General features: G+C 71.4%; 11 protein-coding genes. 3 read left to right on the top strand and 8 right to left on the bottom strand.

All coding sequences use genetic code 11. The features are described from left to right. Positions 1–652 precede the first annotated feature (652 nt). Entirely contained in the window at positions 653–1657 is a 1005-nt protein-coding gene (trpS, locus tag ACFYYF_RS18290) for a tryptophan--tRNA ligase (protein ID WP_388776734.1), read from the top strand. 27 nt (positions 1658–1684) lie between these two features. Here the strand turns inward: trpS and proC are convergent, their stop codons facing one another. The 3 genes from proC to ACFYYF_RS18275 form a co-directional block, all read right to left on the bottom strand. Then, entirely contained in the window at positions 1685–2494 is an 810-nt protein-coding gene (gene proC, locus ACFYYF_RS18285; protein WP_361684695.1) for a pyrroline-5-carboxylate reductase, read from the bottom strand. A 158-nt stretch (positions 2495–2652) separates the two neighbouring features. After that, positions 2653–3486, bottom strand: coding sequence for an ABC transporter permease (locus ACFYYF_RS18280; RefSeq protein ID WP_388776731.1), 834 nt, complete (start codon positions 3484–3486; stop codon positions 2653–2655). Further along, positions 3483–4379, bottom strand: a complete 897-nt coding sequence (locus ACFYYF_RS18275; protein ID WP_388776728.1) for an ABC transporter ATP-binding protein — start codon at positions 4377–4379, stop codon at positions 3483–3485. Before ACFYYF_RS18275 ends, ACFYYF_RS18280 begins: the two co-directional genes overlap by 4 nt. 455 nt (positions 4380–4834) lie before the next feature. On the opposite strand from ACFYYF_RS18275, the gene ACFYYF_RS18270 reads away from it, so the two are divergent. Beyond that, positions 4835–6256 carry a SulP family inorganic anion transporter gene (locus tag ACFYYF_RS18270; RefSeq protein ID WP_388776788.1) on the top strand — a complete coding sequence of 474 codons (1422 nt, stop codon included), beginning with the start codon at positions 4835–4837 and terminating at the stop codon, positions 6254–6256. Here ACFYYF_RS18270 and ACFYYF_RS18265 read toward each other — a convergent pair. The 4 genes from ACFYYF_RS18265 to ACFYYF_RS18250 form a co-directional block, all read right to left on the bottom strand. Next, positions 6220–7068 (bottom strand): class I SAM-dependent methyltransferase, encoded by an 849-nt coding sequence (locus ACFYYF_RS18265; protein ID WP_388776726.1) that lies wholly within the window; start codon positions 7066–7068, stop codon positions 6220–6222. The genes ACFYYF_RS18270 and ACFYYF_RS18265 overlap by 37 nt on opposite strands. 519 nt (positions 7069–7587) lie before the next feature. Beyond that, positions 7588–8091, bottom strand: a complete 504-nt coding sequence (locus tag ACFYYF_RS18260) for an EamA/RhaT family transporter (protein ID WP_388776723.1) — start codon at positions 8089–8091, stop codon at positions 7588–7590. 58 nt (positions 8092–8149) lie between these two features. After that, positions 8150–8434: a peptidase gene (locus ACFYYF_RS18255; RefSeq protein ID WP_365479794.1), complete on the bottom strand. Its 285-nt coding sequence runs from the start codon at positions 8432–8434 to the stop codon at positions 8150–8152. Positions 8435–8511: 77 nt separating this feature from the next. Further along, positions 8512–8832, bottom strand: coding sequence for a peptidase (locus ACFYYF_RS18250; protein WP_388776721.1), 321 nt, complete (start codon positions 8830–8832; stop codon positions 8512–8514). Positions 8833–8966: 134 nt separating this feature from the next. Here ACFYYF_RS18250 and ACFYYF_RS18245 point away from each other — a divergent pair, with 134 nt between their 5' ends. Continuing rightward, entirely contained in the window at positions 8967–11135 is a 2169-nt protein-coding gene (locus tag ACFYYF_RS18245; protein ID WP_388776719.1) for a PQQ-binding-like beta-propeller repeat protein, read from the top strand. 70 nt (positions 11136–11205) lie between these two features. Here ACFYYF_RS18245 and ilvD read toward each other — a convergent pair whose 3' ends face one another. Continuing rightward, a complete protein-coding gene (gene ilvD, locus ACFYYF_RS18240) occupies positions 11206–13059 on the bottom strand; it encodes a dihydroxy-acid dehydratase (protein WP_388776716.1) in 1854 nt (617 codons plus the stop codon). Between the last annotated feature and the right edge of the window lie 87 nt (positions 13060–13146).

The raw sequence follows: 13146 nt of genomic DNA, 5'->3' as shown, positions 1-13146 counted from the left end.
TGAGTTCTCAAGGAACGGACGCTTCCTTTGTACTCACCCTCTCGGGCTTTCCTCCGGGCGCTTCCCTTCGGTCTTGCGTTTCCGACTCTATCAGACCGTTTCCGTATCCGATTTCCTCGGTGCTTTCCAGGTTTCCGCTTTCGCGTTTCCCTTTCCGGCGATTCCGACTCTATCAGATCCTTTCGGGCCTGACCCCCAGTCAGCGGGGTTCGTCTTCCCGGCTGTTGGGCCGTTCCGACGAGTGAGACATTAGCGGATTCGCGGCTCCCGACGCTAATCGGGGTGGCGCTCTTTCGAACGCGGAATCCTCATTTCGCAAACACGCATGAAAACGAGCCGACGACGAGTCGTCGATCGTTGAATGATGGTGCGGAATGGCTGTCCGGGGACCGACCGGAGTCGACGCTCACGTCGGACAACTCGGAGAACACTACGGATGGGCCCGGGTCGTGTCAACTGCGCCCCCGACGGGCGGCCGAGGCGTACGCTGACCTGCATGACTACGCGTACGTGCACCCAGCAGTGGTGGGCCGCCTGAGGGCGGCCGTACACACGTATGTACCCAACGGCCGCCGCCTCGGCGGCCGTTTTGCGTTCCCCCTCCTGGGGAGCCGGCCGGCGGACGCGGCGGCCTCGACCAGGAGGTTGAGAGATGACGCGGATCTTCAGTGGGGTCAAGCCGACCGGGCATCTGACGCTGGGGAACTATCTGGGCGCCGTACGCCGCTGGGCCGAGGTCGACCAGCACCGGGCCGAGGCCCTGTTCTGCATCGTCGATCTGCACGCGCTGACCGTGGACCACGATCCGGGGCGAGTCCGCCGGCTCAGCAGGCAGGCGGCGACCTTGTTGCTGGCCTCGGGGCTCGATCCCGAGCTGTGCACCGTCTTCGTACAGAGTCATGTGGACGAGCACGCGCGGCTGTCGTACCTGCTGGAGTGCGTCGCGACCGACGGCGAGATGCGGCGCATGATCCAGTACAAGGAGAAGGCCGCGCTGGAGCGGAAACGCGGTGGGAGCGTGCGGCTGTCGCTGCTGACGTATCCCGTACTGATGGCGGCCGACATCCTGGCGTACGGGAGCAACGAGGTGCCGGTCGGGGACGACCAGACACAGCATGTCGAGCTGACCAGGGATCTGGCCGTGCGGTTCAACCAGCGCTACGGGCACACGTTCACCGTGCCCCGGGCGACCCGGCCGGAGGTCGCGGCGCGCGTCATGAACCTTCAGGAGCCGACGTCGAAGATGGGGAAGAGCGACGACGTCGGACCGGGTGTCGTCTACCTGCTCGACGAGCCGGACGCCGTGCGGAAGAAGATCATGCGCGCGATGACGGACAGCGGGCAGGAGGTCGCGTACGACCCGGAGGCGCGGCCCGGGGTCTCGAATCTGCTGGAGATCCTGGCGGCCTGCGAAGGCGGCGACCCCGAAGCCCTGAGTGGTGGGTACGCCTCGTACGGGGCTTTGAAGAAGGACACCGCCGACGCCGTGGTCGAGCTGCTCAGGCCCGTGCAGGAAAGGCACAAGGCGCTGTGCACGGACCCCGCCTACGTGGAAGGGGTCTTGCGGGACGGTGCTCGGCGGGCCAGGGAGATGGCGCGGCCGACGGTGGACGCGGCCTACGAGGCCATCGGATTGCTGCGGCCCTCGGCCGGGTGACCGAGGGCCGGCAGAGCGGGGCGGGCGTCAGCTGTTGCCGGAGGCGAGTTCGCGGCTGCGGTCGCGGGCCGCTTCCAGCGCCGCGATGAGTGCGGCGCGCACGCCGTGGTTCTCGAGTTCGCGGATGGCGTTGATCGTGGTGCCCGCAGGAGACGTGACGTTCTCGCGGAGCTTCACGGGGTGCTCGCCGCTGTCGCGGAGCATCACGGCGGCGCCGATCGCGGACTGGACGATCAGGTCGTGCGCCTTGTCGCGGGGCAGACCGAGCAGGATGCCCGCGTCCGTCATTGCCTCGACCAGGTAGAAGAAGTACGCGGGTCCCGAACCGGAGAGGGCCGTGCAGGCGTCCTGCTGTGACTCGGGGACGAGGAGCGTCTTGCCGACGGCGCCGAAGACCTCCTCGGCGTACGCCACGTGCTCCGCGGTCGCGTGGCTGCCGGCGGAGATGACGGACATGGCCTCGTCGACGAGGGCGGGCGTGTTCGTCATGACCCGGACGACCGGGGTGCCGGGGGCCAGGCGCTCCTCGAAGAAGGAGGTCGGGATGCCCGCCGCGCCGCTGATGATCAGCCGGTCGGCGGGGATGTGCGGGGCGAGTTCGTCGAGGAGGGCGCCCATGTCCTGCGGTTTGACCGTGAGGATCAGGGTGTCGGCGGTCTTCGCCGCTTCCGCGTTGGTGACCGGGGTGACGCCGTGGCGTTCCTGGAGTTCCCGGGCCCGCTCCGGGCGGCGGGCGGTGACCAGGAGGTCGTGGGGGGCCCAGCCGGCTCGGATCATTCCGCTGAGCAGGGCTTCGCCGATCTTGCCGGTGCCGAGGACTGCGACTTTCTGAGGCATGGTTGCGGGTGCCCTCCGGGGGTTGAGTCGTCCGCGTTCATCCTCCCACCGGGTTCACGGGGGCGGGCGGGATGTCCGGTGGGCGGACGGCCCCCGGTCCGTCCGTTCGGCGTCCACCCGTTCGGCATTCGGTCGCCCGTGGGTCCCGCGGCTTCGCGCTACGGCGTCCTGCGTCGCAGGGTCGCCGCTCCGAGTCCCAGCACCAGCAGCGCGCTCCCGGCGACGATCAGCGTGTCGCGCACGAAGGTCGCGGTCATGTCGGTGTGATGGAGGACCTCGTTCATGGCGTCGACCGCGTACGACATCGGGAGGACGTCGGAGATGGCCTCCAGGACGGGGTGCATGTTCGAGCGCGGGGTGAACAGGCCGCACAGCAGGAGCTGTGGGAAGACCACCGCCGGCATGAACTGGACGGCCTGGAACTCGGAGGCGGCGAACGCCGAGACGAACAGGCCGAGGGCCGTTCCGAGGAGGGCGTCGAGGAGGGCGACCAGCAGGAGCAGCCAGGGTGAGCCCGTGACGTCCAGGCCGAGGAACCAGACCGCGAGTCCGGTGGCCAGGGCCGACTGGACGATGGCGATCGCGCCGAAGGCGAGGGCGTAGCCGGCGATCAGGTCGCCCTTGCCCAGGGGCATGGCGAGGAGCCGTTCGAGGGTGCCGGAGGTGCGCTCGCGCAGGGTGGCGATCGAGGTGACCAGGAACATCGTGATCATCGGGAAGATCCCGAGGAGGGACGCGCCGATGGAGTCGAAGGTGCGCGGGCTGCCGTCGAAGACGTAGCGGAGCAGGAACAGCATCACGCAGGGGACGAGGATCATCAGCGCGATGGTGCGCGGGTCGTGCCGCAGTTGGCGCAGGGCTCGGGCCGCGGTGGCCGTCGTGCGGGAGAGGTTGAGCGCGCTCGGGCGGGACGCCGGTGCGGGCTCCTGCGGGGTGCCGGGGGCCGTGGGCGCCGTGGGCGGGGTGGGGCTGGTGGCCGCGGTGGAACTCATCGGGCGGTCTCCTCGCGGGAGTCGGGGCCGTTGGCCGGGGACTGCGCGGCCGGGGGCTCAGCGGCCTGGGACTTCTCGGTCGTGGTCGGCGCGGGCTCGCGCGCCGCGGCGACCGCCTCGTCGACGAGGTGGAGGAAGGCCGCTTCTACGGTGTCCGAGCCCGTCCGTTCGCGGAGGGCGTCGGGGGTGTCGTCGGCGAGGAGGCCGCCCTCGCGCATCAGGAGGAGCCGGTGGCAGCGCTCGGCCTCGTCCATGACGTGGGAGGAGATCAGGAGGGTCGTTCCGCGCTGCTCGGCGATGGAGTGGAAGAGGCTCCACAGGTCGCGGCGCAGGACGGGGTCGAGGCCGACGGTCGGTTCGTCGAGGACGAGGAGTTCCGGGGCGCCGAGGAGGGCGACGGCGAGCGAGACACGGCTGCGCTGGCCGCCGGAGAGGTTGCCGGCGAGGGAGTCGGCGTGGGAGGCGAGGTCTACGTCGTCGATGACGCGGGTGACGTCCGCGTGGCGGCGTTCGGCCGCGGCCCGGCCCGGGTCGAGGATCGCGGCGAAGTAGGCGAGGTTCTGGCGGACGCTCAGGTCGTCGTAGACGGAGGGCGCCTGGGTGACGTAGCCGATGCGGGAGCGGAGTGCGGCGTCGCCGGCGGGGCGGCCGAGGACTTCGAGGGTGCCGCCGACCTTGGCCTGGGTGCCGACGGTGGCGCGCATCAGGGTGGACTTTCCGCAGCCGGAGGGGCCGAGGAGGCCGGTGATCTGGCCGCGCGGGACGGTGAAGTCGATTCCGTGCAGGACGGTGCGGGTGCCGCGGACGACCGTGAGGCCTTCGGCGCGGACGGCGGGCGGGGAAAGGGGCACGGGGGTTCCTGTGGGGTGGGGCGGACGTGGACGAATAATCATCACGCGATGAATATTGCTCTCGTGAGGTGCGCCGGTCAAGGGCCGTGCGGCCCCGGCCGTGCGGTCCCGGCCGTGCGGTCCCGGTCGTGCGGCCGGAGCGGGGTCGTACGGATCCCTTCGTGCCGCTGGAGCGGGGTCGTACGGTTCCCTTCGCGGCGCCGCAGTGGGGTCGTACGGTTCCCTTCGTGCCACCGGAGCGCCCCGTAGCGCAGGCGCGTGTCGGCGCACGTCAGCGCGCGTCGGCGCGAACGGAACGGGATCGTCCGCGGCGTGACCGGATCATGCGCTCCCGCGTTCGCGTGACAGCGGCCCGGAGGGGCTGCGCGGTCAACGGGCTTACCTGACAATGGATTTCACTGCGCGAAACGGCTCCGTGCCGGGTCGCCGGGTCCGTCGTGTCCTCCCCCGGCACGGCACCCACGCATCTCCCGCTGTCGACCGGAGGTGCTGTCGTGTTGCGCAAAGCCGATCTGTTCGCGTCCCTCGTCGTCTTTCTGGTGGCGCTGCCCCTGTGTGTCGGGGTCGCCATAGCGTCCGGTGTGCCCGCCGAGCTGGGGCTGGTGACCGGAATCGTCGGCGGGCTGGTCGCCGGGGCGCTGCCCGGAAGCAGTCTGCAGGTGAGCGGGCCCGCGGCCGGGCTGACCGTGCTGGTGTACGAGGCCGTGCGGTCGTACGGGGTCCAGGCGCTGGGCGTGCTGGTGCTTGCAGCCGGTCTCGTGCAGCTCGGGCTCGGGGTTCTCCGGCTCGGCCGGTGGTTCCGGGCCGTGTCCGTGGCCGTCGTCCACGGGATGCTCGCCGGGATCGGGCTCGTACTGATCGCCGGCCAGGTGTACGCGATGGGGGACGCGTCCGCGCCCTCGGACGGGCTCGGGAAGATCGCCGGGATCGTCTCGCTGGCCGGTGCCGCCGATCCCGTGGCGCTGGCGATCGGCGGCGCCACCGTCGCCGTACTCCTGCTGTGGCCGCGATGGCGGCGGGGCTCCCGGCTGGTCCCGGCGCCTCTGCTGGCGGTGGGGCTCGCCTCGGCCGTGACCGGGGTCTTCGATCTCGCCGTGCGACGGGTCGAGGTCCAGGGGCTGTTCGACGCCGTGCGGACGCCGTCGGTCGCGGATCTGGGCCGGCTCTCGGAAGTGGGTGTGATCGGGACCGTGCTGGCGTTCGCGCTGATCGCCTCGGCGGAGTCGCTGTTCAGCGCGGCGGCGGTGGACCGGCTGCACCAGGGGCCGCGCACCGACTACGACCGCGAGCTCATCGCGCAGGGCGCCGGGAACACCGTGTGCGGGTTGCTCGGGGCGCTGCCCATGACCGCCGTGATCGTACGGAGCGCGGCCAACGTGCACGCGGGAGCGCGGACCAAGGCGTCGCGGGTGCTGCACGGCGTGTGGCTGCTGCTCTTCACGGCCGTGGTGCCGGCGGCGCTCGGGCTGATTCCGGTGGCGGCGCTGGCGGCGCTGCTCGTGCACGCGGGGTGCAAGCTCGTGCCGGTGCGGGAGCTGCGGACGCTGTGGCGCGGGCATCGCGGTGAGGTGGTCGTCCTCGCGGTGACCGCGGTGGCGATCGTGGTCGGGAACCTGTTCGAGGGGGTGCTGGTCGGGCTCGCGCTCGCCGTGGCCAAGACCGCCTGGGACATCAGTCATGTGCACGTGGAGACCGAGGACCGGGGGGCCGCGGGCATGGTCGTACGGGTCGTCGGCAACGCCACCTTCCTGCGGCTGCCGAAGCTGCTGGACGCCTTGGAGGCGCTGCCGCACGACCGTGTCGTACGGCTGGAGCTGGGCGGGCTGCGGCACGTGGATCACGCGTGTGCGGCGGCCCTCGACGCGTGGGCCGCCGGCCGGGGTCACGAACGGATCGCCACCAGCAGCTCCACGACGTAGGTCTCCTCCACGAACCCGTCCGGGAAGGCCTGGAGGAGATGGTTCCGTTCCTCGGCGAAGAACGCCCCGGTGGCCTCCTCGCCGAGGACCAGGAACTGCGAGTGGCTGCCGACGTTGGCGAGCCGGGTGTCGATCGGGACGCGGCGGCTCCAGCGGACCTGGCGGTGGTCGAAGTCCAGGCCCCCGCCGGGGTCGGCGGCGAGGGAGCGGGCCGCGCGGGCGGCGCTGCCGTCGATCCGGACCGCCGGGTCCTGGCGGAGGAAGGCCTCGGCGCGGCGGGCTGCCGCCTCGATCCACGGGACGTCGAGCGCTTCGGTGTTCCACCACAGGGCCAGGGCCCCGCCGGGGCGCAGGACGCGCAGTGCCTCCGGTACCGAGCGGCTCGGCTCGGTCCAGTGCCAGGACTGGGCGTACGTGAGGAAGTCCATGGAGGCGGTGGCGAGGGGCAGGGCGTCGCCGCTGCCCCGCACGATCGGGATGCCGGGGTGGACGCGGCGGAACTCGGCGGCCATGCCGGGGCCGGGTTCCACGGCGATGACGTCCGCGCCGCGGCTGTGCAGGAGGCCGGTGGAGATGCCGGTGCCGGCTCCCACGTCGGCGGCCCTGGCGCCCTTCAGGGGCCGGCCCGCGAGGTCTTCGACGGCGTCGAGGAGGGTGGGCGGGTAGGAGGGGCGGTTGGCCGCGTACTGCGCGGCGGCGGCGTTGAAGGAGTGGGCGCGCGCGGTGTGCCGGGCGGCTGTGGGGGGAGTGGAGGGGGTGGGGGACGAGGCGGGCGACGAGGACGAGGAGGAGGGCGACGAGGTGGGCGTCATGGGGTCATGATCGCGGGCGGGTGGGGGCCGGGGTAGCCGGTTTCCTGCCGTACGGGGTCGCTGCGCCGGCGTTCGCGGGGTTGGGCCTGCCGGGGAGAGGCTGTGCCGGTTCGCTGCCCCCGCCGTGGCGGTGTCGGTCCGGTGGGGGGCGGGGACCGCCGGGGGCTGTGCCGGTTCGCTGGGCCGACCGTCGCGGTGTCGGTCCGGTGGGGGGGGGGCGGGGCCGTGCCGGTACATCCGCCCGTCGCCGTTGGGTGAGGAGTGGCCGTCGGTGGCGACGGGCATCTGATGTACCGGCACGGCCCCTTCCGTGCGCTCCCGACTGCGGGTGCTTCGTGGCTTGGGAGCGGGCTGGCGCGGCGCGTTTCGTGCTTCGTCCGCTGCGGGTGGGGGTGGCTTGGGAGCGGGCTGGCGCGGCGCGTTTCGTGCTTCGTCCGCTGCGGGTGGGGGTGGCTTGGGAGCGGGCGGGCGCGGCGCGTTTCGTGCTTCGTCCGCTGCGGGTGGGGGGCTCGGGTGGGGTCAGGCTCGGCGGGGCTTCTTGGCCGGGTTGCCGGTGCGGCGGGTGGTGCGGCGGGTGTACTGCGCCTTCGCCGCCTCGTACTCCTCGCGGTGGAGCTTCTCGCCCGGGGCCTCGGAGAGCGAGCGGAAGAAGTAGGCGAGGAGGGAGCCGACGAAACCGATGGCGAGGAGACCGCGCAGGGACGCCTGGCGGTCGGGGTCGGGGCGCTTGGAGAAGGCGCCCGAGGTGTGGCCGAACGCCAGCGCGCTGCACACCGCGAACATGACCACGACCATCACGGTCACGGGCGTTCCCACGTCCGCGATGGCCAGGCCCTGGTAGGCGAAGCGGAGCACGAGGCAGGCGGCCGCCGCGGCGGCCAGCGAGCCGGCGGCCACGCCGATCCGGCGGCCGGTGTAGCCGCCGTCGTGCTCCACCCAGGTCGTGCCGAAGAAACGCAGGGGCTCGGGCTGGGGGCCTGTGGGGGTGCCGGTGCCGGTGCTGGTGCTGGTCTCGTCGCTCACCTGACGATTATGGCTCCGGGTACGGCTCCGGCCACCGCCGCGGGTGTCTAGGGGTCGGTCAGGAACACGCGGGGGCGACGTAGCCGTCGCTGCCCGTCTGGACGTACGCGTCCGACACGAACTGACCGTTGGAGATGTTGTCCCAGATCTTCGTGGTGCCGTATGTGCCGGTGACCGTCTCTCCCGGACACTGGCAGTAGATCGGGACACTGGAGCCGGCGGGCAGGGTGCGGACGATGCTGAAGTGGGTGCCCGGACCACTGCGGACGTTGATCTGCACACCTGGCGCTATGGGGTACGTACGCAGGGTGGCCGACGCCTGAGACGTCGCCCCCGCCACCATCAGAAGCGCGGCGGTCGCCCCTCCGATCAGCATGGCCCGTCTGGCTGACACGGTCTTCAAAGTCTTCCCCTTGGTCGTCAGGTGCACTTCGCGGCGACGTAGCCGTCGCTGCCCGTGCGCACATATGCGTCCGAGACGAACTGCGCGTTGGCGATGTTGTCCCAGATGGTCGAGGTCCCGTACGGACCGGTGACCGACTCTCCCCGGCACTGGCAGCGGATCGGGACGCTCGATCCGGCCGACAGCGTGCGGACGATCGGGTAGTGGGTGCCGGGTCCGCTGCGGACGTTGACGTTGTGTCCCGGAGCGAGCGGGTAGGTGCGGACCGTCGCGGCGGTCAGCGGTTCCGTGTCCGTCGCCTCCGGCGCACCTGTGATCACGATGTCATCCGTGGCCATATCGATTTCCCCCGTTGATTGGTTCACGCCAAATTCAAGCTGCGCGAGGAGGCTAGCAAGCCGCCGGGGTTTCGTACGAAGGATCGACTAGGCTCTGCGCGTCGCGCATGCGGTCGACTCCACGGGGGTGAGTGATGCCGCCACAGCGCAGCACCGGTACGGATTCGGAAGCGGAACATCCGCGTTATGCCGGGCAGTACCTGCTGGAGGCGAGACTGGGCTCCGGTGGCATGGGAATCGTGCATCTGGCGCGGTCCGCCTCCGGGTTGCGGCTGGCCGTCAAAGTCGTACACGCCGAGTTCTCCCAAGACCCGGAGTTCCGGGGGCGGTTCCGTCAGGAGGTCGCGGCCGCGCGCCGGGTCAGTGGTGCCTTCACCGCTCCCGTCGTGGACGCCGATCCCGATGCTGAACGCCCGTGGATGGCGACCCTGTTCATCCCGGGGCCCACGCTCGCCGAGCACGTCAAGCGGAACGGCGCGCTGTCCGTCGACCGGCTGCGCCATTTGATGGCCGGGCTCGCCGAGGCGCTGCGGGACATCCACCGGGCCGGTGTCGTCCACCGCGACCTCAAGCCAAGCAACGTCCTGCTGGCGGAGGACGGGCCGAAAGTCATCGACTTCGGCATCTCGCGTCCCGCCGACAGTGAACTCCGGACAGAGACCGGCAAGTTGATCGGCACGCCGCCGTTCATGGCGCCGGAGCAGTTCAGCAGGCCGCGGCATGTCGGGCCGGCCGCGGACGTGTTCGCCCTCGGGTCGGTGATCGTGCACGCGGCCACCGGGAGCGGGCCCTTCGACTCGGACAGCCCCTATCTGGTCGCCTATCAAGTCGTGCATGACGAGCCGGACTTGACCGGGGTGCCGCAGGAGCTGCTCGATCTGGTCGAACGCTGTCTCGCGAAGGAGCCCGAGGACCGGCCGACCCCGGACGAGCTGATGACCGCGCTCCGCTCGGTCTCGGCCTCGTACGACACCCGGGCCTTCATTCCCGAGCAGCGCACCGGGGAGAGAAAGACGGCGCCGCCGGCGCGGGACGTGACACGGCGGCCACGGCACGAACGCCCGGAAGGGTCCGAGGCCAAGACCCATGCGGCTGTCGCGAAGAAGGGCGGACGACGTTGGCGACTGCCGGCCGTCTCCGCCCTGGCCGTACTCGCCGCGGGTGCCGTCGCCGTCGGCGCCTTCGCGTGGCCCGGCGGGACACAGACCCCGGCGTCGGCGCGGAAGGAAGTGGCACTTCCGTCGCGGAGCGGCGGCTTCGGACCGTGGGACGTGAAGCTGACGAGCGCGGGAGCGAAGACCGTCGAACAGCCGCAATGCACGTACGGCGCACACCGGTTGTACTGCGTCCGGCCCGGCGCGCTGGCCGTCGCCGTCGATCCCGCGAACGGCAAGGTGCTGTGGTCCCGTCCGGACCCGGGATGGCGGAACAGTGACGTTCCGGGCGCGCCGGTCGTGTCGGGCGGGCTGGTCCAGATCCTCAGCCGGGGCGGACAGCGGCTGACGGCGCTGGATCCCTCCACGGGGAAGACCCGCTGGGACCGGGACACGACGCGCTACGAGGGTGGCGTCGCCCATGCCGGCGGCGTCGTCCTGCTCACCGGCCACGGCTCCGAGGTCACCGCCCTCGACGCGGCGACCGGGAAGCGGTTGTGGCAGCACGTGCTCCCGGGGCTGTCCTCGCCCAGGTTCTCGTCGTACGGGGACGGCGTCGCCTACGCCGTCTCGCGGGACGGGAGCCGGACCCGGGTGGCGTCGGTCGATCCCGAGACCGGCGTGGTGAACTGGCAACGACGTCTGGACCAGGCCCTGAACCTCGTGCACGCCCAGGCCGGCGCGCTCTGGTTCACCTCCACGGACAACCAGCAGTACACCGACGCCGTCGTGCGGTACGACGTCGCCGACCGGACGGTCAAGCGCGTCGAACTGCCCGTACCGCTCGTCGCGGCGCAGGCCGTCGTCCACGGGGACACGGCGTACCTGCTGGCCGACGGCGGCACGCTGGTGGCCGTCAGCACCCGGACCTCGGCACAGCTGTGGCGGCTGGAGACGTCCGTCAGCTGGTCGTCGGCCCCCACCCTGGCCGGCGACCGCCTCTACCTGAGCGCCGCCGACGGCCGGCTCCTCGCGGTCGACACCGCCCGTGGCGCGCTCCTCGGTCAGACCAGGGCACGCCTGGCCGGCGACCGGGGTTCACTCATCAGCGCCCTCCCCGCCCCCCTCACCGCCGACGGCCGCGTCTACGCCACCGCGCCCGACGGTTCCCTCTTCGCGGTCGACGGGCGGGATCCTTCGGGCTGGTGAGACGTGAAAGGGGCCGCCCCGGCAGGGACGGCCCCCTTTCACGCGGTTCGAGGCCCGAAGGGCCGGGCGGCTAGCCCAGCTTCGAGACGTCCCGCACCGCGCCCTTGTCCGCGCTGGTCGCCATCGCCGCGTAGGCGCGCAGGGCGGCGCTGACCTTGCGGTCGCGGTTCGCGGGGGCGTAGACGCCGTTCAGGGCCTCGCGGCGGGTCGCCAGCTCCTCGTCGGACACGAGCAGTTCGATCGAACGGTTCGGGATGTCGATGCGGATGCGGTCGCCGTCGCGGACGAGCGCGATGGTTCCGCCGGACGCGGCCTCCGGGGAGGCGTGGCCGATCGACAGGCCCGAAGTGCCGCCGGAGAAGCGGCCGTCGGTGATCAGGGCGCAGGTCTTGCCGAGGCCGCGGCCCTTGAGGAACGAGGTCGGGTAGAGCATCTCCTGCATGCCGGGGCCGCCCTTGGGGCCCTCGTAGCGGATGACGACGACGTCGCCGTGCGTGATCTGCTTCTTGAGGATCTTGTCGACGGCCTCGTCCTGGGACTCGCAGACGACCGCGGGGCCCTCGAAGGTCCAGATGGACTCGTCGACGCCGGCCGTCTTCACGACGCAGCCGTCGACGGCGAGGTTGCCCTTGAGGACCGCGAGGCCGCCGTCCTTGGAGTAGGCGTGCTCGGCGGAGCGGATGCAGCCGCCCTCGGCGTCCTCGTCGAGGGCCGCCCAGCGCTCGGACTGCGAGAAGGCCTGGGAGGAGCGGACTCCGCCGGGGGCCGCGTACCAGAGCTCGACCGCCTCGGGGGACGGGGAACCGGCGCGCACGTCCCAGGTCTTCAGCCAGTCGGACAGGGACGGGCTGTGGACGGAGTGGACGTCCTCGTTGAGCAGGCCCGCGCGGTGCAGCTCGCCGAGCAGGGCGGGGATGCCGCCGGCGCGGTGCACGTCCTCCATGTAGTAGGTGCGGTCCTTGGCGACGTTCGGGGCGACCTTGGCGAGGCACGGCACCCGGCGCGAGACGGCGTTGATCTCGTCCAGGCCGAAGGGCACGCCCGCCTCCTGGGCGGCGGCCAGCAGGTGCAGGATCGTGTTGGTGGAGCCGCCCATGGCGATGTCGAGCGCCATGGCGTTCTCGAAGGCCGCGTGGGTGGCGATGTTGCGCGGCAGGACCGACTCGTCGTCCTGGTCGTAGTAGCGGCGCGTGATGTCGACGACCGTGCGGGCCGCGTCCTCGTACAGGCCCTTGCGGGCGGTGTGGGTGGCGAGGACCGAGCCGTTGCCGGGCAGGCTCAGGCCGATGGCCTCGGTCAGGCAGTTCATCGAGTTGGCGGTGAACATGCCGGAACAGGAGCCGCAGGTCGGACAGGCGTTCTCCTCGATGCGGAGGATGTCCTCGTCCGAGATCTTGTCGTTCACGGCGTCGGAGATCGCGTCGACCAGGTCGAGGGTGCGGACCGTTCCGTCGACCAGGGTGGCGCGGCCGGACTCCATCGGGCCGCCGGAGACGAAGACCGTCGGGATGTTCAGGCGCAGGGCGGCCATGAGCATGCCGGGGGTGATCTTGTCGCAGTTCGAGATGCAGATCAGGGCGTCGGCGCAGTGCGCCTCGACCATGTACTCCACGGAGTCCGCGATCAGGTCGCGGGAGGGCAGGGAGTACAGCATGCCGCCGTGGCCCATCGCGATGCCGTCGTCGACCGCGATCGTGTTGAACTCGCGGGCGATGCCGCCGGCGGCCGTGATGGCCTCGCTGACGATCCGGCCGACGGGCTGGAGGTGGGTGTGTCCCGGCACGAACTCGGTGAAGGAGTTGGCGACCGCGATGATCGGCTTCCGTCCGATGTCCGCGCCCGGTACACCGGAGGCGCGCATTAGGGCGCGTGCGCCCGCCATGTTGCGGCCGTGGGTGACTGTGCGGGACCTCAGCTCGGGCATCGTCGCTCGCTCCTTCGGAGAGTTAAGACTGAGTCGAGCGTACGCCGGTGCTCCAGGATCCGGACAGGCTGTCCGCATCTCGGGACA

This window comes from Streptomyces sp. NPDC001914 (assembly GCF_042891215.1).
GTDB lineage: Bacteria > Actinomycetota > Actinomycetes > Streptomycetales > Streptomycetaceae > Streptomyces.
The sequence above is the reverse complement of the archived record's forward strand: the minus strand, read 5'-3'. Positions and strand labels throughout refer to the sequence as shown.

Bases quoted from the DNA above. Each gene is read 5' to 3' on its own strand.
- ilvD (WP_388776716.1), bottom strand. From the start codon at position 13,059: ATGCCCGAGCTGAGGTCCCGCACAGTCACCCACGGCCGCAACATGGCG.
- proC (WP_361684695.1), bottom strand. From the start codon at position 2,494: ATGCCTCAGAAAGTCGCAGTCCTCGGCACCGGCAAGATCGGCGAAGCC.
- ACFYYF_RS18265 (WP_388776726.1), bottom strand. From the start codon at position 7,068: ATGACGCCCACCTCGTCGCCCTCCTCCTCGTCCTCGTCGCCCGCCTCG.
- trpS (WP_388776734.1), top strand. From the start codon at position 653: ATGACGCGGATCTTCAGTGGGGTCAAGCCGACCGGGCATCTGACGCTG.
- ACFYYF_RS18250 (WP_388776721.1), bottom strand. From the start codon at position 8,832: ATGGCCACGGATGACATCGTGATCACAGGTGCGCCGGAGGCGACGGAC.
- ACFYYF_RS18275 (WP_388776728.1), bottom strand. From the start codon at position 4,379: ATGATTATTCGTCCACGTCCGCCCCACCCCACAGGAACCCCCGTGCCC.
- ACFYYF_RS18255 (WP_365479794.1), bottom strand. From the start codon at position 8,434: ATGGTGGCGGGGGCGACGTCTCAGGCGTCGGCCACCCTGCGTACGTAC.
- ACFYYF_RS18280 (WP_388776731.1), bottom strand. From the start codon at position 3,486: ATGAGTTCCACCGCGGCCACCAGCCCCACCCCGCCCACGGCGCCCACG.
- ACFYYF_RS18245 (WP_388776719.1), top strand. From the start codon at position 8,967: ATGCCGCCACAGCGCAGCACCGGTACGGATTCGGAAGCGGAACATCCG.